The sequence below is a fragment of the Mesorhizobium sp. BR1-1-4 genome, from assembly GCF_020165375.1.
In the GTDB taxonomy this organism is placed as follows: domain Bacteria; phylum Pseudomonadota; class Alphaproteobacteria; order Rhizobiales; family Rhizobiaceae; genus Mesorhizobium; species Mesorhizobium australicum.
Genome location: NZ_JAIUIB010000007.1, coordinates 125,775 through 144,562, shown reverse-complemented (window position 1 = coordinate 144,562; position 18,788 = coordinate 125,775). Strand labels below are relative to the sequence as shown.

Annotated in this window: 19 protein-coding genes; 11 read left to right on the top strand and 8 right to left on the bottom strand. The window is 63.9% G+C overall.

Translation table 11 applies throughout. The features are described from left to right. Positions 1 to 2 precede the first annotated feature (2 nt). Positions 3 to 209 carry a SlyX family protein gene (locus LB571_RS17085; RefSeq protein ID WP_123151274.1) on the bottom strand — a complete coding sequence of 69 codons (207 nt, stop codon included), beginning with the start codon at positions 207 to 209 and terminating at the stop codon, positions 3 to 5. 216 nt (positions 210 to 425) lie between these two features. Here LB571_RS17085 and LB571_RS17080 point away from each other — a divergent pair, with 216 nt between their 5' ends. The 6 genes from LB571_RS17080 (at position 426) to deoA (ending at position 6,666) form a co-directional block, all read left to right on the top strand. Beyond that, the gene (locus LB571_RS17080; protein ID WP_224596211.1) at positions 426 to 1,958 is read left to right on the top strand and encodes an ABC transporter ATP-binding protein; all 1,533 of its coding nucleotides are present in this window, start codon (positions 426 to 428) and stop codon (positions 1,956 to 1,958) included. Then, a complete protein-coding gene (locus LB571_RS17075; protein ID WP_015315755.1) occupies positions 1,955 to 3,094 on the top strand; it encodes an ABC transporter permease in 1,140 nt (379 codons plus the stop codon). Before LB571_RS17080 ends, LB571_RS17075 begins: the two co-directional genes overlap by 4 nt. Before the next feature lies 1 nt (position 3,095). Then, positions 3,096 to 4,067 carry an ABC transporter permease gene (locus LB571_RS17070; protein WP_015315754.1) on the top strand — a complete coding sequence of 324 codons (972 nt, stop codon included), beginning with the start codon at positions 3,096 to 3,098 and terminating at the stop codon, positions 4,065 to 4,067. A gap of 64 nt (positions 4,068 to 4,131) precedes the next feature. After that, positions 4,132 to 4,524 (top strand): cytidine deaminase, encoded by a 393-nt coding sequence (gene cdd, locus LB571_RS17065; RefSeq protein ID WP_015315753.1) that lies wholly within the window; start codon positions 4,132 to 4,134, stop codon positions 4,522 to 4,524. Between the two features lie 13 nt (positions 4,525 to 4,537). After that, a complete protein-coding gene (locus tag LB571_RS17060) occupies positions 4,538 to 5,347 on the top strand; it encodes a purine-nucleoside phosphorylase (RefSeq protein WP_140713251.1) in 810 nt (269 codons plus the stop codon). Continuing rightward, positions 5,347 to 6,666, top strand: a complete 1,320-nt coding sequence (gene deoA, locus LB571_RS17055) for a thymidine phosphorylase (protein WP_224596208.1) — start codon at positions 5,347 to 5,349, stop codon at positions 6,664 to 6,666. Before LB571_RS17060 ends, deoA begins: the two co-directional genes overlap by 1 nt. A 6-nt stretch (positions 6,667 to 6,672) precedes the next feature. Here deoA and LB571_RS17050 read toward each other — a convergent pair whose 3' ends face one another. The 3 genes from LB571_RS17050 to LB571_RS17040 form a co-directional block, all read right to left on the bottom strand. Continuing rightward, a complete protein-coding gene (locus tag LB571_RS17050) occupies positions 6,673 to 7,236 on the bottom strand; it encodes a TIGR02281 family clan AA aspartic protease (protein WP_023793785.1) in 564 nt (187 codons plus the stop codon). Between the two features lie 121 nt (positions 7,237 to 7,357). Beyond that, a complete protein-coding gene (upp, locus tag LB571_RS17045; protein WP_224596204.1) occupies positions 7,358 to 7,987 on the bottom strand; it encodes a uracil phosphoribosyltransferase in 630 nt (209 codons plus the stop codon). A 142-nt stretch (positions 7,988 to 8,129) separates the two neighbouring features. Continuing rightward, positions 8,130 to 9,104, bottom strand: coding sequence for an adenosine deaminase (locus tag LB571_RS17040; protein WP_224596200.1), 975 nt, complete (start codon positions 9,102 to 9,104; stop codon positions 8,130 to 8,132). A 133-nt stretch (positions 9,105 to 9,237) separates the two neighbouring features. Between LB571_RS17040 and ubiE the strand changes: the two genes are divergently transcribed. From ubiE to coaBC, 3 genes are all read left to right on the top strand, one after another. Then, positions 9,238 to 10,014, top strand: coding sequence for a bifunctional demethylmenaquinone methyltransferase/2-methoxy-6-polyprenyl-1,4-benzoquinol methylase UbiE (ubiE, locus tag LB571_RS17035; RefSeq protein ID WP_224596197.1), 777 nt, complete (start codon positions 9,238 to 9,240; stop codon positions 10,012 to 10,014). 70 nt (positions 10,015 to 10,084) lie between these two features. Beyond that, the gene (ubiB, locus tag LB571_RS17030) at positions 10,085 to 11,659 is read left to right on the top strand and encodes a 2-polyprenylphenol 6-hydroxylase (protein WP_224596194.1); all 1,575 of its coding nucleotides are present in this window, start codon (positions 10,085 to 10,087) and stop codon (positions 11,657 to 11,659) included. An 88-nt stretch (positions 11,660 to 11,747) separates the two neighbouring features. Next, on the top strand, positions 11,748 to 13,220 hold the full coding sequence (gene coaBC / locus LB571_RS17025) for a bifunctional phosphopantothenoylcysteine decarboxylase/phosphopantothenate--cysteine ligase CoaBC (protein ID WP_224596192.1): 1,473 nt from the start codon (positions 11,748 to 11,750) through the stop codon (positions 13,218 to 13,220). 58 nt (positions 13,221 to 13,278) lie between these two features. Here coaBC and LB571_RS17020 read toward each other — a convergent pair whose 3' ends face one another. After that, the gene (locus LB571_RS17020) at positions 13,279 to 13,860 is read right to left on the bottom strand and encodes an invasion associated locus B family protein (RefSeq protein WP_224596189.1); all 582 of its coding nucleotides are present in this window, start codon (positions 13,858 to 13,860) and stop codon (positions 13,279 to 13,281) included. 438 nt (positions 13,861 to 14,298) lie between these two features. On the opposite strand from LB571_RS17020, the gene LB571_RS17015 reads away from it, so the two are divergent. After that, positions 14,299 to 14,607 carry a hypothetical protein gene (locus LB571_RS17015; protein ID WP_015315742.1) on the top strand — a complete coding sequence of 103 codons (309 nt, stop codon included), beginning with the start codon at positions 14,299 to 14,301 and terminating at the stop codon, positions 14,605 to 14,607. Positions 14,608 to 14,733: 126 nt separating this feature from the next. Continuing rightward, the gene (locus tag LB571_RS17010; RefSeq protein ID WP_015315741.1) at positions 14,734 to 15,210 is read left to right on the top strand and encodes an NUDIX hydrolase; all 477 of its coding nucleotides are present in this window, start codon (positions 14,734 to 14,736) and stop codon (positions 15,208 to 15,210) included. Between the two features lie 3 nt (positions 15,211 to 15,213). Here LB571_RS17010 and LB571_RS17005 read toward each other — a convergent pair whose 3' ends face one another. From LB571_RS17005 to LB571_RS16995, 3 genes are read right to left on the bottom strand one after another with little or no spacing between them, the layout of a single operon-like run. Continuing rightward, positions 15,214 to 16,065 carry a citryl-CoA lyase gene (locus tag LB571_RS17005; RefSeq protein WP_140661724.1) on the bottom strand — a complete coding sequence of 284 codons (852 nt, stop codon included), beginning with the start codon at positions 16,063 to 16,065 and terminating at the stop codon, positions 15,214 to 15,216. Continuing rightward, positions 16,062 to 17,246 carry a CaiB/BaiF CoA transferase family protein gene (locus LB571_RS17000; protein WP_224596173.1) on the bottom strand — a complete coding sequence of 395 codons (1,185 nt, stop codon included), beginning with the start codon at positions 17,244 to 17,246 and terminating at the stop codon, positions 16,062 to 16,064. The genes LB571_RS17005 and LB571_RS17000 overlap by 4 nt, the downstream gene beginning before the upstream one ends. A gap of 15 nt (positions 17,247 to 17,261) precedes the next feature. Further along, positions 17,262 to 18,785, bottom strand: coding sequence for a tripartite tricarboxylate transporter permease (locus LB571_RS16995; RefSeq protein WP_140618847.1), 1,524 nt, complete (start codon positions 18,783 to 18,785; stop codon positions 17,262 to 17,264). Positions 18,786 to 18,788: the final 3 nt, after the last annotated feature.

The window sequence follows — 18,788 nt, the reverse complement described above, 5'->3', positions numbered from 1 at the left end:
CCTCACCAGTGTGGCGGCTTGGTCACCGGCACATCCGGTGCCGCCTGCTCTTCAAGCGCCAGGAAGCGGTCTGTCAGCGCATCAAGCTTGCGCTGCATGCGTTCGATCACCTTCCACTGCTCGGCGATCTGGCCCGACAGTTCCTCGATGGTCTTCTCCTGCTCCGCTGCGCGGATTTCCAGCGTCGTCAGCCGGTCGGCGGGCATGATCATGCAAAGTCCCCAGTTTGTACCGCGACACCTTGCGCCGCAACGTCAAATCGACCTCGCCATAGTAGCGAATGTGAGAGCTTCGGCCACGTTCGAAATTGACAAGCGCGCGGGGATTTGTCGAGAGTGGATGCTGCTCCGGACAATTGGCATGGGCGGAGCGCCATGCTAGGCGTTTTGACCAAGCGATAAAAAAATAAGAGTGGGACAGGCTGCATGGCGCAAGCCGCAATCGAACTGATCGGCATCAACAAGAGTTTCGGCGCGGTGCGCGCCAACCGCGACATCAATCTTGAGATCGCGCGCGGCACCATCCACGGCATCGTCGGCGAGAACGGCGCCGGCAAGTCGACGCTGATGTCGATCCTCTACGGTTTCTACCAGGCCGACAGCGGCGAGATCCGCGTCGGCGGCAAGCTGGCATCGATCAAGACACCCAACGACGCGATCGCGCTCGGCATCGGCATGGTGCACCAGCATTTCATGCTGGTCGACAATTTCTCGGTGCTGGAGAACATCATCCTCGGCGCCGAAACCGATGCGCTTCTGAAGAGCAGCATCGCCAAGGCGCGCTCCGAGCTTGACCGGCTGGAGCGCGAATACGGGCTGGACGTCGATCCCGATGCGATCATCGAAGAACTGCCGGTCGGCCTGCAGCAGCGTGTGGAAATCCTGAAGGCGCTTTATCGCGGCGCCGAAATCCTGATCCTCGACGAGCCGACGGGCGTTTTGACGCCGGCCGAGGCCGACCACCTGTTCCGCATCCTCAGGCAGTTGAAGGAACAGGGAAAGACGGTGGTGCTGATCACCCACAAGCTGCGCGAGATCATGGCCATCACCGACACCGTGTCGGTGATGCGTCAGGGCACGATGGTGGCGACCCGGGAGACCAGGAAAACCACCGTCGAGGAACTGGCCGAACTGATGGTCGGGCGGCGTGTCCTCTTGAGGGTCGAAAAGGGCGAAGCCGAGGCCGGTGCCGTCAAGCTCGCGGTCAAGAACCTGACGGTCAGGGATTCCCGTGGCGTCACCATGGTCGACGACGTCTCCTTCGATATCAGAGCCGGCGAGATCGTCGGCATCGCCGGCGTCGCCGGCAACGGGCAATCCGAGTTGCTTGAGGCGATTTCCGGCATCAGGCACGCCGTTTCCGGTTCCGTGACGCTCGACGGCAAGCCGATCGATCTCACCGGCAAGGCCGATCCCGGCGAATTGCGCGACCGTGGCCTCGCGCACGTACCGGAAGACCGCCACCATGTCGGGCTGGTGCTGGCCTTCGAGGAGAATGAGAATTCCATCCTCGGCTACCACGACGATCCCCGTTACCTCAGAGGACCGTTTCTCAACATCGATGCCATCATGGCCGATGCCAGGGACAAGATCGAGAAATACGACATTCGTCCCGGCAATCCGCGCCTGAAGACGGCCAATTTTTCCGGCGGCAACCAGCAGAAGATCGTGCTCGCGCGTGAAATCGAGCAGGACCCCGGCGTGCTGATCGTCGGCCAGCCGACGCGGGGCGTCGACGTCGGCGCCATCGAGTTCATCCACAAGCGCCTGATCGCCATGCGCGACCAGGGCAAGGCGGTGCTGGTGGTCTCGGTCGAGCTAGACGAGATCCGCTCGCTCTCCGACCGCATCCTGGTGATGTTTGCCGGCCGGGTCGTTGGCGAGCGCGGCCCCGACGCGACCGAAGGCGAGCTTGGCCTGCTGATGGCCGGTGTCGAGCATCGGGAGGCGGCGCAATGAGCACGCCTTACGCCAAATTGCCGGCCTGGGCCGACTACGGGCTGATCCCGCTGATCAATCTGTCGGTCGCCTTCATCGTCGCTGGCTTCGTCGTCATGCTCGTCGGCGAAAACCCCTTCCGTGCCGCCGTCATCCTGGTCGAAGGCGCCTTCGGCAAGGGCACCGGCATCGCCTTCACCCTCTTCTACGCTACGACCTTCATATTCACCGGGCTTTCGGTGGCGGTGGCGGCGCATTGCGGCCTGTTCAACATCGGTACCGAGGGACAGGCCTACATCGCTGGCCTCGGCATCGCCATCGTCTGCCTTTCCTTCGACAGCACACTGCCCTGGTGGCTGACATTTCCGCTGGCAATCGTCGCTTCGGCGCTCGTGGGCGCATTGTGGGCGTTGATCCCCGCCTACCTGCAGGCCAAGCGCGGCTCGCACATCGTCATCACGACAATCATGTTCAACTTCATCGCCGCCTCGATCATGGTCTACCTGCTGGTCGGTCCGCTGAAGCCGGCAGGGTCGCAGGCGCCGCAGACGCGCAACTTCCTCGCCGGTGCGGAGCTGCCGAAACTGAACTGGATCATCGAATTGTTCGGCGCCAAGATCCGCTCGGCCCCGCTCAACATCTGCTTCCTGCTGGCGCTGGTGATGGCTTTCCTGGTCTGGCTGCTGATCTGGCGCACCAAGCTCGGCTATGAGATGCGCACCTATGGCCACAGCCCGAAAGCGGCCCGCTATGCCGGCATTTCGGAAACCCGCATCATCATCACTGCGATGATGATCTCGGGCGCGCTGGCCGGCATGATGGCGCTCAACCCGGTGATGGGCGACCAGCACAATGTCGCGATCGACTTCGTTTCTGGCGCCGGTTTCGTCGGTATCGCAGTGGCGCTGATGGGCCGCCTGCATCCGGTCGGCATCGTGCTGGCGGCGATCCTGTTCGGCATGCTTTACCAGGGCGGCGCCGAACTCGCCTTCGAGATGCCGGCAATCAGCCGCGACATGATCGTCATCATTCAAGGATTGGTCATCCTCTTCGCCGGCGCGCTGGAGCATATGTTCAGGCCCTATATCCAGGCTCTGTTCGCCTCGTTCAGCCCGAAATCGGTGGGCATGCAGGCTGTCAACGGGAAGGGCGCCTGAGATGGATATCTTCAACGCGATCATCCAGGTGCTGGACTCTACCATCCGGCTGTCAGTGCCGCTGCTGCTTGCCTGCCTCGCCGGCCTCTATTCGGAGCGGGCCGGCATTTTCGACATCGGCCTCGAAGGCAAGATGCTGGTCGGCGCCTTCGCGGGTGCTGCCGCGGCTTCCGTGTTCCATTCGGCGCTTATCGGTCTCGGCATGGCGATCCTGATCTCTGTCGCCTTCGCTTTGGTGCACGGCTTTGCCTCGATCACCCATCGCGGCAACCAGATCGTTTCGGGCGTTGCGATCAACTTCGTCGCCGCCGGATCGACCATCATTCTCGGCCAGGCATGGTTCCAGCAGGGTGGCCGCACGCCGGCGCTGCAACCGGGCGAACGATTCGAGGCGATCATCTGGCCCGGCGCCGATGCAATCAGGGGCGTGCCGATCATCGGTCCGATCTATGCCGAACTGATCTCCGGCCATTCAATCCTCGTCTATTTCGCCTTTGCGATGGTGCCGTTCACCTGGTGGGTGCTGTTTCGCACGCGTTTTGGCCTCAGGCTGCGCGCGGTCGGCGAGAATCCGGCCGCGGTCGACACCGCCGGCATCTCGGTCGCCTGGCTGCGCTATCGCGCGCTGATCTGCACGGGCATCCTGACCGGATTTGCAGGCGCCTATCTTTCGATGGTGCAGAATGGCGGCTTCGTGAAGGACATGACCGCGGGCAAGGGCTACATCGCGCTGGCCGCGCTGATCTTCGCCAAATGGAAGCCGGTCAACGCCATGTTCGCCTGTCTGCTGTTCGGCTTCCTCGACGCGGCGTCGATCCGCCTGCAGGGAACGCCGCTGCCCATTGTCGGCAAGGTGTCGGTGCAGTTCATGCAGGCCCTGCCCTATATCCTCACCGTCATCCTGCTTGCCGGCTTCATCGGCAAGGCCATCCCGCCGCGCGCCGGCGGCGTGCCCTATGTCAAGGAACGCTAAAGGTCGACAGTTCGGCGCAGACGAGCGCCGGGTTTTGCACACGATCATCGGAGAGAACACCTGAATGTCGCATGATCTGTTCGAAGCGGCCAAGGCTGCCATGGCCAAGGCTTATGCGCCTTATTCCAAGTTCCCGGTGGGTGCCGCCATACGCACCGAGGACGGACGCGTCTTCACCGGCGCCAACATCGAGGTCGCCTCCTATCCGGAAGGCTGGTGCGCCGAGACCACCGCGCTTGGCCATTATATCATGGGCGGCGGCGGCAAGATCGTTGAAATCGCCGTCCTTGCCGAACGCATGGCCAAATGCTCGCCTTGCGGCGGCTGCCGCCAGCGACTGGCCGAATTCTGCCGCCCGGAAACGAAGCTCTATCTCTGCGACAACACCGGCGTGGCCGAAACCGTGACCATGGGCGACATGCTGCCCTACGGCTTCCGCGGCGACATTCTGAAATGAAGAGCTGGCTGATATGACGCAAAAAACGGTCGACCACCTTATCGAAAGGCTGGACGGCCTGGCGCCGTCGACCGCGCTTGTGCTGGGTTCGGGCCTGGGCGGCTTGGTCGACCGGATCGAGAATCCGATCCGCGTCTCCTATGCCGACCTGCCCGGCTTTCCCAGGAGCGGTGTCAGCGGCCACGCCGGCCAAGTGGTCGCCGGGCTGTTTGCCGGCGTTCCGGTGCTCATGCTGTCCGGCCGCGCCCACTACTATGAGCATGGGAATGCCGCGGCGATGCGTCCGGTGCTGGAAGTGCTCGCCGGCATCGGCATCACGAAACTGATCCTCACCAACGCGGCCGGCTCGGTCGATCCGGATATGCCGCCGGGTTCGGTGATGCTGCTCACTGATCATATCAACTTCTCCGGCACCAACCCGCTGATCGGCGAGCCCAGCGACCGCCGTTTCGTCGGCCTCACCGAAGCTTATGATGCCGGTATCCGCGACGCGATCGAAGGCGCGGCGAAGGCGACCGGCACTGCGCTTCACAAGGGCGTCTACATGTGGTTCTCGGGCCCCTGCTTCGAGACGCCGGCCGAAATCCGCATGGCGCGCATCATGGGCGCCAACGCCGTCGGCATGTCGACCGTGCCGGAAGTGATTCTCGCGCGTTTCCTCGGCCTTCGCGTCGCTGCCTGTTCGGTCATCACCAATTTGGCCGCCGGCATGACCGGAGCCGAGCTTTCGCACCAGGAAACCAAGGACATGGCGCCGGTTGGCGGATCGCGGCTGGCAACGGTGCTGCAGCGCGTGTTCCGTGACGGGCTGCTGGAGAGCTGATGCTTCCACAGGAAATCATCCGTCACAAGCGCGACGGCCACAGGCTGGCGCCTCACGAGATCGCCGCCTTCATCGACGGCGTGACGTCGGGTACCGTCACCGACGGCCAGGTCGCGGCCTTCGCCATGGCGGTGTTCTTCAACGGCATGAACCGCGACGAGGCGGTGGCGATGACGCTGGCCATGCGCGATTCCGGCGACGTGCTCGACTGGTCGGATTTGCCAGGCCCTGTCACCGACAAGCATTCCACGGGCGGTGTCGGCGACAATGTCTCGCTGATGCTGGCGCCGATCGTTGCCGCCTGCGGTGCCTATGTGCCGATGATCTCGGGCCGTGGCCTCGGCCATACCGGCGGCACGCTGGACAAGATGGATGCCATTCCCGGCTATATCAGCCAACCCGACATCACGCTGTTCCGCAAAGCCGTGCTTGAAACCGGCTGCGCCATCATCGGCCAAACCGCCGACCTGGCACCTGCCGATCGCCGGCTCTACGCCATCCGCGACGTGACCGGAACCGTGGAGTCCGTGCCGCTGATCACCGCATCGATCCTGTCGAAGAAGCTCGCGGCGGGCCTGCAATCGCTGGTGCTCGACGTCAAGGTCGGCAATGGCGCCTTCATGGAGAAATCCCGAGATGCGACCGCGCTTGCCAATAGCCTCGTCGAGGTCGCCAGCGGCACCGGACTGAAAGTCTCGGCGCTGATCACCGGCATGAACGAACCGCTTGCCTCCGCCGCCGGCAATGCCGTCGAGGTGCGCAATGCCGTCGATTTCCTGACCGGCCGCCTGCGCGACCGGCGGCTGGAGGACGTGACGCTGGCGCTGGCAGCCGAAATGCTGCAGTCGGCGGGACTGGTGTCGTCGAACCAGGACGGCATGCGACGCGCCACCGAGACACTCGCCAGCGGCCGCGCAGCCGCCACCTTCGCGCGCATGGTGACGGTGCTTGGCGGCCCCGCCGATTTCATCGAGAAGCCAGAGAAATATCTGTCGGAAGCAGCAACGGAAATCGCGGTGAAGGCGACGTCGGAGGGTTTCGTCACTGGCATCGCCACCCGCGACATCGGTCTCGCGGTCGTCGGCCTGGGCGGCGGGCGCACCCGGCCCGACGACAGGATCGACCCCTCGGTCGGCATCACAAGGCTGCTGCCCATAGGCGCGGAAGTACACGCCGGAGATGCGCTGGCTCTGATCCACGCCCGCTCACCGTCCGATGCCGAGACGGCGGCCGCGACCGTGCTTTCAGCCTATGCGATCGGCGCTTCGAAGCCGGCCGCCGACAAGTCGGTCATCCGGCGGATTCTGCCGCGTGGCTGAGTGGACCTACTGAACCAGCAGCAATGTGCCGTTTTCGGCCTGGTATTTGCCGAGTCTGTTGAGAAAGCTCATGCCGATCAGGTTGGTGCGCAGTGCCCTGTCGTCGAGTACGATCGCCTGCACACCCTCGACGCTGATGCTGCCGATCTGCAAGCGATCAATCGTCACCACGGCTGCCTTGATGGTGCCGTTGGCGGTGTTGACCTCGTGGCTGAAATCGGAGGGATTGAGCGACAGTCCGATCCGGCGTGCCGTCGACATGTTGACCGCGACCAGCGTCGCACCGGTGTCGATCATGCCGTCGACTTGACGGCCGTTGAGCTTGAAGGTCGACGAGAAGTGTCCGCGCCCGTCCGCCGCGACCACGACCTTCCGGCCGGTCGGCAGCGGCGCTACCGGCTTGTCGGGAACGGAGGCCAGGCTGACATCCGGTTGCGTCTCGGCCGCTGGCTTGGCCGTCACCGCCGATTTCAGCAGGTTTTCGAATATTCGCGGATTCGACTGGTAGACGACCGGGATCGATGCCGACGCACCGGCAAAGACGCTGAGAATGAGAAGCTTGCGCAGCATGGATCGGCCTTTGTGAAGAGCTGATCATTAGCGCCGGATGGTGTTTGCCGCTTTAACGCGCGCCGGAACCACGTCTTTGCGTAAAGGCCTGGTAAAAAATACCAAGCACATTGCTCGGGTATTACTTCGTCCCGTACATGCGGTCGCCGGCATCGCCAAGGCCGGGCATGATGTAGCCCTTCTCGTTGAGCTGGCGGTCGATGGACGCGGTGAAGACCGGAACATCCGGATGCGCCGTGGTAAAGCGCTCGATGCCTTCGGGCGCCGCCAGCAGGCACAGGAAGCGGATGTTGGTGGCGCCGCGATCTTTCAACTTGTCGATCGCCGCGATCGCCGAATTGGCTGTCGCCAGCATCGGGTCGACGACGATGACCAGTCGGTCGGCGAGGTCGCTCGGCGCCTTGAAGAAATACTCGACGGCCTCCAGCGTTTCATGATCGCGGTAGAGGCCGACATGGGCGACGCGGGCCGCCGGCACCAGGTCGAGCAAACCTTCGAGCAAGCCGTTGCCGGCGCGCAGCACCGAGGCGAAGACCAGCTTCTTGCCCTCCAGCGTCGGAGCCTCCATCGTCTCCATAGGCGTTTCGATCGTTGTCGTCGTCAGTTCGAGATTGCGGGTGACCTCATAGCCGAGCAGCAGCGATATCTCACGCAGCAACCGCCGGAAGCCGGCCGTCGAGGTCTCCTTCTTGCGCATGATGGTCAGCTTGTGCTGGACAAGCGGATGATCGACGACGGTGACGCCCTTCATGATGTGCTCCGACGGAATAGTGAGTGGTGAACAGTGAGTAGTGAATAGTGAGCCGATTTGCGAGTCCCTGCGTCAGTGAAAGCGCCGCCCTTCAACCGCTCGATGCGTGCACCGCCACTACCGACTACCGACTACTCACTGTTCACCGAACTTTCGCGTCCAACCGACCAAGAAGCGCTGTCTTGGTCTTCCTGTCGACGAAGGCGGCTTCGATGGCGGTTCTGGTGACGGCGGCAAGCGCCTTTTCGCTCATCGAGAAATGTTCGGCGGCGATATCGTATTCGCGCTTCAGCGAGGTCCAGAAATAGGGCGGGTCGTCGGAGTTGAGCGTCACCTTGCAGCCGGCCGCCTGCAGGGCGGGAAAGGGATGGTCGGCGAAACTGTCGAACACCTTGAGCGCGACATTGGAGCCGGGGCAGCATTCCAGCACGACGCCCTGGTCGGCGATACGCCGGACAAGGTCGGGGTTTTCGATGGCGCGCACGCCATGGCCGATGCGCGACGGGCGGATATGGTCGAGTGCCGCCTGGACGGTTTCCCAGCCCGTCAGTTCGCCGGCATGGACGGTGATGCCGAGCCCGGCCTCGCGCGCGATCTCGAAAGCCCTGACATAGTCCTCCATCTCGCCCATGCGCTCATCGCCGGCGACGCCGAACCCGGTGACCAGCGGATGGCCACAGCGCGCCGCGAAGCGTGCCGCACGCTCTATCGACTCGACACCGACATGGCGCACGCCGGTGACGATCATACGCCCCTCGATGCCGGTTTTTGCCTTGGCGCGCAGCATGCCTTCGCCGAGCGCATCGGTGTAGGCCTTGGGTGACAGCCCGGCTTTCGTCGCGTGGTCGGGCGAGGTGAACACCTCGGAGTAGATGGCGCCATCGCGGGCCAGGCTGGTCAGATAGTGGTCGGCCAGCCGCGCATAATCCTCCTCGGTCCGGAACAGGTCGGCGGAGAAGTCATAGGCCGCGAGAAAGGAGGTGAAATCGTGCCAGACGAAAGAACCGTTCTGGATATAAGGCGAAGTGTCCTTGCCGTATTTCTGCGCCTGGCGGATGACGAGATCGGGCGCCGCTGCCCCTTCGATGTGGCAGTGCAGTTCCGCTTTCAGAGGCATTCAAACATCCCGTCGGTCAGTCCAGGTCTTGAAACCCACCACCTGGAAGCGCGGCTGAACACCGCGCCTTAAACAATAGCGCCCGCATCATCGATCGGCTATGGTCCCGCCGGTTTTATGACGGATCAAAAAAATGTCAGTTGAGAGAACCACGGCCGCCAGCGGCATGGAAACCTCCTATGGTTTCAAGCGTGTAGGGGAAGGCGAGAAGCAATCCCTGGTCAACGATGTTTTCCACAAGGTCGCCAACCGCTACGACCTGATGAACGATTTGATGTCTGCTGGCCTGCACCGGCTGTGGAAGGATGCCATGGTCGCCTGGCTCAATCCGCCCAAGCGCGCGGGCTGGCGCGTGCTCGACGTTGCCGGTGGTACCGGCGACATCGCCTTTCGCATCGTCGATGCCAGCCATGGCCATGCCCATGCCACCGTGCTCGACATCAATGGCTCGATGCTCGCCGTCGGGCGCGACAGGGCCGATAAGAAGGGATTGTCCGGCAACACCGATTTCGTCGAGGCCAACGCCGAGGAACTGCCCTTCCCTGACGCCAGCTTCGACGCCTACACCATCGCGTTCGGCATTCGAAATGTCCCGCATATCGACGTGGCCCTGGGCGAGGCATTGCGCGTGCTGAAGCCCGGCGGCCGTCTCCTGTGCCTGGAGTTCTCCGAGGTCGAGATGCCGCTGCTCGACAAGGTCTACGAAGCCTGGTCGTTCAATGCCATCCCCAGGATCGGCAAGTTGGTCACCGGGGACGGCGAGCCCTATTCCTATCTGGTCGAATCGATCGCAAAATTCCCCAATCAACAAAACTTCGCGGCGATGATTTCTCGGGCCGGCTTCGACCGCGTCTCCTTCCGCAACTATTCCGGCGGCATAGCGGCCCTGCATTCGGGCTGGAAGCTTTGAAGCCGTCGCCGATCTTCCTCACGCGACGAGCCTTGCGCCAGTTCGATGAACCGGTAGGGCGGACGCGGCCATGAGCACCGTCAGCGCGGCGTTCCGGCTCGTACGGGCCGGTTGGGTGCTGGTGCGCGAGGGCGTCGTTGCCGCCTTGCCCGGCGAGGAACTATCCGGCCTGCCGAAATTCGGCTGGCGGCTGGCGCGGCTGTTCACCCGCCGCCGCGCGCTCGCCTATGAGCGCAGCGATCGGCTGGCCAAGGCGGTGGTCCGGCTCGGCCCATCCTACGTCAAGCTTGGCCAGTTCCTGGCGACGCGGCCCGATGTCGTCGGCAACGACATGGCGCTCGATCTCGCCATGCTGCAGGACAAGATGCACACCTTCCCGACGGCCGAAGCGGTCGCCGCCATCGAAGCCTCGCTCGGGCGCAAACTCGGCGATCTTTACAAGCAGTTCGGCGACCCGGTCGCCGCGGCTTCCATCGCTCAGGTCCATGCCGCTGAAACCGTCGATGGTGGCGTCGCCAGGAAGGTAGCGGTCAAGGTCATCCGGCCGGGCGTGCGCCGCCGCTTCTTCCAGGACCTCGAAAGCTATTTCCTCGCCGCCCGCCTGCAGGAGAAATACATACCGTCGTCGCGCCGATTGAGGCCGGTCGAGGTGACCGAGACGCTGGCGCAGACCACCAGGATCGAGATGGACCTGCGCCTCGAGGCGGCCGCGCTCTCGGAACTTGGCCAAAGCACCAGGGAAGACCCTGGCTTTCGCGTCCCTTCGGTGGACTGGGAACGCACCGGCCGCGACGTGCTGACCATGGAATGGGTCGACGGCGTCAAGATGAACGACATCGCCGGCCTGCAAAGCGCCGGCCATGACCTTAAGGCAATCGCCACCAACCTCATCCAGTCCTTCCTGCGCCATACGCTGCGCGACGGCTTCTTCCACGCCGACATGCATCCGGGCAATCTGTTCGTCGAGGCGAACGGCACCATCGTCGCCGTCGATCTCGGCATTGCCGGGCGCCTCGGCAAGAAGGAGCGCCGCTTCCTCGCGGAAATCCTCTACGGCTTCATCACACGCGACTATCTGCGCGTCGCCGAAGTCCATTTCGAGGCCGGCTATGTGCCGCGCCAGCACAATGTCTCTGCCTTCGCGCAGGCGATCCGCGCCATCGGCGAGCCGATCCACGGCCAACCCGCCGAAACCATTTCGATGGCCAAGCTTCTGACGCTGCTGTTCGAGGTGACCGAACTCTTCGACATGGCGACACGGCCGGAATTGATCCTGCTGCAGAAGACCATGGTGGTTGTCGAGGGCGTGGCGCGCACGCTCGATCCGGCTTTCAACATGTGGAAGACCGCCGAACCGGTGGTCGGCGGCTGGATAGCCGGGAACCTCGGGCCGCGCGGCCTGCTGGCCGACGCGCGCGACGGCGGCAAGGCGATGCTGGCGCTGATCCGCCAGGCGCCGGAACTCGCGGCCCGTACGGAACGGCTGTCGCGAGAGATCGACCTGATGGCCGAGCACGGCCTGCGCTTCGATGAGGCGACCGCCCGCGCCATAGGCAAGGCCGAAGCGCGCTACAGCCGTTCCGGCCGTGTTGCATTATGGGTGATCGCGCTGACGCTGGTCTACATTGCCTGGAAGCTTCATTAGGCCTGTGTTCGCGGCAAGCCAGCTGCTTGCGGCAATTTGATTGCATTGCTATCATCGCCATCAAGTAAGATGAGTAGAGTGCAATCACATGGCCAGCATCACGATCCGCAACCTAGACGATGAGGTCAAGGAGTTGCTGCGCCGTCTGGCGGCGGAAAACGATCGCTCCATGGAAGAACAGGCGCGGGTGATGATCCGGGCCGCCGTCGAGGGCCAGGTCGGCCCTGTTGGCCGTCTCGACCAGATCGAGAAAGCCCTTCACGAACTGGCCACTTCGCAAGCCACCCTGACCCCGGCGTCGGCACTAGCAGGCAAGAGCTTGCCGCGAGGCACGCTTTCCAACAAGCGCATCCTGCTTATCATCGGCGGCGGCATCGCCGCTTACAAGGCGCTCGACCTCATCCGTCGGCTGCGCGAGCGCGGCGCGGCGGTGCGCGTCGTCATGACATCGGCGGCGCAGGAGTTCGTCACCACGCTGTCGGTCGGTGCGCTCTCCGCCGACCATGTCTTCACCGACCTGTTCGACCGCAATGACGAGCACGACGTCGGCCACATCAGGCTGTCGCGCGAGGCGGACCTCCTGGTGGTGGCGCCCGCCACCGCCGACCTGATGGCCAAGCTCGCCAATGGCCATGCCAGCGATCTGGCCTCGACCGTGCTCATCGCCACCGACAAGCCGGTGCTGATGGCCCCGGCGATGAACCCCAGGATGTGGTCGCATCCCGCCACCCGCCGCAACCGCGCGAGCTTGGGCAAGGACGGCATCACCTTCGTCGGCCCTGCCAAGGGTGAGATGGCAGAGAGCAACGAGGCCGGCGAAGGCCGCATGGCCGAACCGCTTGAGATCGTCGCCGCGGTCGAGGCGCTGCTCGATGCCGGCCCCAGGCCACTGGCCGGGCGCAAGATCATCGTCACGTCAGGCCCGACGCACGAGCCGATCGACCCGGTTCGCTATATCGCGAACCGCTCGTCCGGCAAGCAGGGCCACGCCATCGCCGCGGCATTGGCAAGGCTCGGCGCCGATGTGCGCCTCGTCTCCGGTCCCGTCACCATCGCCGATCCGGCCGGAGTGAAGACCCTCCATGTCGAACGGGCGCAGGAGATGCGCGACGCTGTGGAACAGCTTCTGCCCGCCGACGCCGCGGTGTTCGTCGCCGCCGTTGCCGACTGGCGCACCGAGAATTCAGCCGGTGAGAAGATCAAGAAGGTCGTGGGCGAAGGCCCGCCGGTGCTGCGCATGGTCGAAAACCCCGACATCCTGGCGGGTGTCGGCCATCACAAGCAACGACCAGGCCTGGTCGTCGGCTTTGCCGCCGAGACGCAGGATCTCTTGCGCAACGCCGAGGCCAAGCTCACGAAGAAAGGGGCCGATCTCATCGTCGCCAACGATGTGTCGCACCAAAGCGGCATCGGTCCTTCAGGCGTGATGGGGGGTGATCGCAACCGGGTGCGGATCGTGTCGAAGGCCGGCGTCGAGGAATGGCCTGAAATGACCAAGGACGAGGTAGCGGCACGGCTTGCCGCGCTCATCGCCGATAGATTGAAAACCATCGTCGTCTGACAAGTGTCGGCGGAAGCGTTTGCCGCCAACACCCTGTCGCTTGCGGTGAGCCAAGCCGTCAGTTGGCCAAAAGCTCCGCCGTGCGGGCAAGCGCACCGCCGAAGCCATTGAGCGGGATGGAAAAGCTTACGACTTGCCCCGTATCGGCCGCGAACGCATCGATCTTGAGCGTGGTGCCGTTCTTGAGCAGCGGCGTGACATTGGCATCGAACGCCACCGGCACCAGGCAGCCGACCACCTGGCAGGTGCTGAACGGCAGGCTGCCGTCGAGCTTCTGATCGTCGATGGTCAGCGCGACACCCTTGGCAAGCGCCAGACCGAAAGGCAGGGCAAGCGTTCCGGTCGCATCCTCGCCGGTCTTGCTCGACAGCTCGATCGCCAAAAGCCGTTGGTTGCTTTGCTTGTTGAACTGCTGGTGCGACAGGCTGCAGACCTTGTTCGTGCCCGATATCTGGCAATTGACCGTCCAGTCGCCATGGGTTTCGGACAAGGCCGAAGCACCACCCGGCAGTTGCGGCACGTCAGCTGCGGCGGGCGGCGTTGCCGCCACCTTGTCGCCCTTGGTTTGCGCCGCCATGGCCGGCAGGCCTGCGATGCAGGCAGCACCCAGCACTGCTGCGAAATACGCGTATTTCCTCATCAAGATCTCTCCCGCCCGGCTCCGCCTCGAGCCAGCCTAGAACTGACCTTGAAAGACGCGCTGACTGCATTCTGTTTGACCGTTTCCCCGAAGGCGCCATTATACCTGACGGACATGCCGACGCCATCGACGCAATTCAGCTCGAGGCCGGCGCCGACCCGATAGAGCGGCGAATCGATCGCCTCCGTCAAGTGCAATGCGGGGGGTGCCAGCAGATTCTCCGCCGCGCCGAAGCGGCCTTCGATCTCCCACCCCTTGGTGGAAAAAAGTTGAAACCGGCAACCGACCCTTCTTCCTTGCCGGAACACGCAGCCAGCGCGGGTGGCAGCCCTTGAGCGGGCGCGGTTGGTGTGAGGGTGATCGGCATTCACGCATGGCATCGTCGGGCAAAAGCCCTATATATCTGGTGTGATGAGATTTTTTTGCAGGAATAGATGGATGTGTGCGCGTCGTTCATCGATGATATCAAGATTGGTGGTGCTGGCTGGAGCGGTTTGCGCCGGCTTTGCGATGCCCGCTTCCGCGCAGGTGCTCAATCCCACGGTCAGAAACAACACAGTCATCCAGCAGAACGATCTGCAGGCCTTGCAAAACCGGGTTCAGCGGCAGCAGTTTCAGCAGCAGCAACAGCAGTATCGTGCCCAGGATCGCATCATCGTCCAGCAACCGCCGCCGGTCGTGCCGCAGGTTAGGCCGAGCTGCCAGACGCAGATAATCGGCAACACCGCCGTGAGCACCTGCCGCTGACGAACGGCAGCTTCTTTTATTTAGCCGACTTACATGATAGGGCACTTCAGGTGCCCCTGCGGCAGTTTGGATTTTGCAAAGGCGTCGCAGCACGTTAAAGGGCATTGCAGCGACTGGATTATTGAGATGGCAGCCACCAAGAAGAAGGCCGTACGCCTGGCCAGTAAAGGCGAAAGGATCCGCCAGGTGGCGGCGATCCCCTTCCGGCTGAATGCGCATGGCGGCATCGAGGTGATGCTGGTCACATCGAGAACCACGAGACGCTTCATCGTGCCCAAGGGATGGCCGATGAAAGGCAAGAGCGGGCGCAAGGCAGCCACCATCGAGGCACTGGAGGAAGCCGGCGTGCTCGGCAAGACGCTGAAGCAGCCGGCGGGCACCTATTCCTACTGGAAACGTTTGGCCAACCGCTTTGTCCGCGTCGACGTCGTCGTGTTTCTGCTGGAAGTGACGGAAGAGCTTGCCGATTGGCAGGAAGCCAAGCGGCGGCAGCGGGCCTGGCTGGCGCCGGCCGACGCCGCGATGCTCATCGACGAGCCCGATCTCTCGACGCTGGTGAACACCTTGAAGTTTCCCGGACCCGCGCCGCTCGAGCAGGCATAAGCCTCAATTGTCCGCGCCCTCATCTTCAGGAAGCGGCCGTGCCGGCGGGCCGCTATAGGCCCACAGCCATTCGCGCGGCAGCGGCCCCTTGTTGCGCTCGGACTGCTGAGATTGCTCCCAGGCATGCGCCAGGATGCCGACGGAACGCGACAGCACGAAGAGTCCGCGCGTCAGCGGCGGCGGAAAGCCGAGTTCGCCATAGATGACGGCGGTGGCGCCATCGATGTTGAGCGGGATTTTTTTGCCCTTGCGCCGCGCGACGTCGGCCTCGATCGCCTCGGCAATGTCGGCAAAGCGGCCGTTGACCACGCCACGCGCGGCAAAATCTCTGACCAGTTCCAGCAGGCGCGGCGCGCGCGGATCGACAGGATGGAAGCGATGGCCAAGCCCCGGCACATAGCCCTTCTCCTGCCCGAAGAGCCGGTCGAGACGTGTCGAAACCGCTTCGTTGAGGCCCATGCCGCCATCGAGCGCCACGGCAATATCGCCATAGAAGGAAAGCGCCTGCTCGCCGGCGCCACCATGCACGTCGCCCAGCACGTTGATGGCCGAGGCCATGGCGCTGTTGATGCCGACGCCGCAGGTCGCCGCCATGCGGGCGATGGCGATCGACGGCGCCTGCGGCCCGTGGTCGACGGCCGCCCCCAAGGCAATGCCGAGCAGTGCCGCCTCGTCCTCGCTGGGCAATTCGCCACGCAGCATCAGCCAGATGACAGCCGGGAAGCTGACGCGGCCGATCAGGTCCTGGATCTCGTAGCCGCGCAGCCGGATCACACCGGGGCTCATCTCGATGATGCCGGTCTGCCACCATTCCTCGCCGCGCGCGCGGCCTGTTTTCTTCTCCACGCCGCTCATGTCAGGGCCTTTGCCTTGGCGCGCGGCGGCAGGCTGGCGAACACCTCGTCCATGTGCTCGCCCAGCACAGGCGGCGGCCGCGTCGGCAACGGTGCCGTACCGTCTACCATGAACCCGCCGCGCAGGACGGTCAGCGGCCCATCCATGCCAGCCACATCCTCGAAACGAGCCGTCACCTGGCGTTCGAGCACTTGTGGTTCGGTCAGCACTTGCGGGATCGTCAGTACCCGGCCCGCCGGCACGCCGGCTCGGTTGAGCGTCTCTTCCCAAATTGCCGCCGGATCGCTTGCCAGAGCATCCTCGATCTCGACCTTGAGCGCGGCACGGTTCTGCTTGCGGGTCTCGCGCTCGGCAAAGCGCGGGTCCGACGCCAGTTCCGGCCGTCCGATCAGCCGGCACAGCGTCACGAACTGCTCCTGCTTGTTGGCGGCGATGTTGATGAGCCCGTCGCCGGTGCGGAAGGCGCCGGAGGGAGCCGCCGTCATGTTCTCATTGCCCATCGGCTTGGGATCGACCCCTGCCGTCAGGTAATTGGAAACAGGCCAGCCAAGCGCGGAAAGCGTGCATTCGAGCATCGACACGTCGAGGAACGCGCCCTCGCCCGATGTCTTCTGCCTGACCAGCGCCGCGGCGATCGAGAACGCGCCGACCAAGCCTCCCAGCGTGTCGGCGACGGGATAGCCGACGCGCAGCGGCGCGGTTTCCGGCGTGCCGGTTATGCTCATGATCCCGGAAAGACCCTGGATGATCTGGTCATAGGCCGGGTTGTCGCGCATCGGCCCGCTCTGCCCGAAACCCGATATCGCGCAATAGACGAGGCCCGGGCGGACCGCCCTCAGCATCTCGTAGGCAAGCCCGAGGCGTTTCATCACGCCGGGCCGAAAATTCTCCACCAGCGCATCGGCGCTGGCGACCAGGTCGAGGAAGCGCCCGCGATCCGTGTCCTTCTTGAGGTCGAGCATGACCGATCGTTTGCCGGCGTTCTGAGCCAGGAAGGATGCGCCCATGCCGGCATTGTTGAGCTTTGGAGAGCCGCCGAGCTGGCGCGCCAGATCGCCGCCTTGCGGCCCCTCGACCTTGATCACGTCGGCTCCCAGCAAGGCCAGCTGATAGGCACAGTAAGGCCCGGCGAGCACATTGGTCAGGTCGAGGACGCGGATACCGGAAAGCAAGTCTGTCATATCTTTTCAGATCGCTCAGGCATCGCCCGGCACATGTTCGGGACCGCGCCGCCGCCGGTTTTCGATGAAGGCCCAGACATGCGGCCCGACCAGGCCGATGAAGGCGAGCGTCAGCAGGGTCAGCGACAACGGATGCTTGTAAAACACCGACCAGTCGCCGTTCGAGATGGTCATCGCCCGGCGGAACTGGGTTTCGGCGAGCGGTCCCAGGATCATGCCGATGATGACGGGCGCGGTCGGAAAATCGAACCGCCGCATCAGGAAGCCTGCGGCGCCCAGGAGATAGAGGATGACGAGATCGATCGGCGACTGCGAGATGCCATAGGTACCGACAGTGGCGAACACCAGGATCCCGGCATAAAGCTGCGGCGCGGGAATTTTCAGCAGCCGCACCCACAGGCCGATCAGCGGCAGGTTGAGGATAACCAGGATGACATTGGCGATGAACAGGCTGGCGATCAGGCCCCAGACAAGGTCGGCCTGTGTCGTCAGGAGCAGCGGTCCCGGATTGATGCCGTAGCTCTGGAAGGCCGAGAGCATGATCGCCGCCGTCGCCGAGGTCGGCAGTCCAAGCGTCAGCATCGGCACCAGCACGCCGGCGGCGGACGCGTTGTTGGCGGCTTCCGGCCCTGCAACGCCTTCGATGGCGCCGACCGTACCGAACTCCTGCTTGTGCTTCGACAGTTTCTTTTCGATGGCATAGGACAGAAAGGTCGGGATCTCGGCGCCGCCGGCCGGCATGGCGCCGATCGGGAAGCCGATCGCCGCTCCCCGCAGCCAGGCCTTCCACGAACGCCCCCATTCGGCCGCCGTCATGTAGAGCGAGCCTTTCAGCGGCACGATCTCGTCTTTGCCGGCATAGCGGCGCGAGGCCATGTAGAGCGTCTCGCCAACCGCGAACAGGCCGACGGCGGCGATGATGACGTCGACGCCGTCGAGCAACTCGGTCATGCCGAAGGTGAAGCGCGGCTGGCCCGTCTGCAGATCGACGCCGATCATCCCGATTACAAAGCCGGCAAACAGGCTGGTCAAGCCTCGCACCGACGACGACCCAAGCACCGCCGAAACAGTGATGAATGCCAGCACCATCAGCGAGAAATACTCCGCCGGGCCGAAGGCCAGCGCGAACTTGACCACTATAGGCGCCAGAAAGGCGACGCCCAGCGTGCCGAGTGTGCCGGCGACGAACGAGCCGATCGCCGAGGTGGCGAGTGCTGCGCCGCCGCGGCCGGAGCGGGCCATCTTGTTGCCTTCCAGCGCCGTCACGATGGTCGCGCTCTCGCCGGGCGTGTTGAGAAGGATCGACGTCGTCGAGCCGCCATACATGGCGCCGTAATAGATACCGGCGAACAGGATGAAGGACGCCTCCGGCGCCACCTGATAGGTGATCGGCAAGAGCAGCGCGATGGTCAGTGCTGGCCCAAGGCCAGGCAGCACGCCGATGGCGGTGCCAAGCGTCGTCCCGAGCAGGCACCACAAAAGATTGGTCGGGCTGAAAGCGACCGCGAAACCGTGTGCGAGATGGCCGAGCGTATCCATGGC

Coding starts and splice junctions, on each gene's coding strand:
- LB571_RS17080 (WP_224596211.1), top strand. CDS start 426: ATGGCGCAAGCCGCAATCGAACTGATCGGCATCAACAAGAGTTTCGGC.
- LB571_RS17075 (WP_015315755.1), top strand. CDS start 1,955: ATGAGCACGCCTTACGCCAAATTGCCGGCCTGGGCCGACTACGGGCTG.
- LB571_RS17070 (WP_015315754.1), top strand. CDS start 3,096: ATGGATATCTTCAACGCGATCATCCAGGTGCTGGACTCTACCATCCGG.
- cdd (WP_015315753.1), top strand. CDS start 4,132: ATGTCGCATGATCTGTTCGAAGCGGCCAAGGCTGCCATGGCCAAGGCT.
- LB571_RS17060 (WP_140713251.1), top strand. CDS start 4,538: ATGACGCAAAAAACGGTCGACCACCTTATCGAAAGGCTGGACGGCCTG.
- deoA (WP_224596208.1), top strand. CDS start 5,347: ATGCTTCCACAGGAAATCATCCGTCACAAGCGCGACGGCCACAGGCTG.
- LB571_RS17050 (WP_023793785.1), bottom strand. CDS start 7,236: ATGCTGCGCAAGCTTCTCATTCTCAGCGTCTTTGCCGGTGCGTCGGCA.
- upp (WP_224596204.1), bottom strand. CDS start 7,987: ATGAAGGGCGTCACCGTCGTCGATCATCCGCTTGTCCAGCACAAGCTG.
- LB571_RS17040 (WP_224596200.1), bottom strand. CDS start 9,104: ATGCCTCTGAAAGCGGAACTGCACTGCCACATCGAAGGGGCAGCGGCG.
- ubiE (WP_224596197.1), top strand. CDS start 9,238: ATGTCAGTTGAGAGAACCACGGCCGCCAGCGGCATGGAAACCTCCTAT.
- ubiB (WP_224596194.1), top strand. CDS start 10,085: ATGAGCACCGTCAGCGCGGCGTTCCGGCTCGTACGGGCCGGTTGGGTG.
- coaBC (WP_224596192.1), top strand. CDS start 11,748: ATGGCCAGCATCACGATCCGCAACCTAGACGATGAGGTCAAGGAGTTG.
- LB571_RS17020 (WP_224596189.1), bottom strand. CDS start 13,860: ATGAGGAAATACGCGTATTTCGCAGCAGTGCTGGGTGCTGCCTGCATC.
- LB571_RS17015 (WP_015315742.1), top strand. CDS start 14,299: ATGTGTGCGCGTCGTTCATCGATGATATCAAGATTGGTGGTGCTGGCT.
- LB571_RS17010 (WP_015315741.1), top strand. CDS start 14,734: ATGGCAGCCACCAAGAAGAAGGCCGTACGCCTGGCCAGTAAAGGCGAA.
- LB571_RS17005 (WP_140661724.1), bottom strand. CDS start 16,065: ATGAGCGGCGTGGAGAAGAAAACAGGCCGCGCGCGCGGCGAGGAATGG.
- LB571_RS17000 (WP_224596173.1), bottom strand. CDS start 17,246: ATGACAGACTTGCTTTCCGGTATCCGCGTCCTCGACCTGACCAATGTG.
- LB571_RS16995 (WP_140618847.1), bottom strand. CDS start 18,785: ATGGATACGCTCGGCCATCTCGCACACGGTTTCGCGGTCGCTTTCAGC.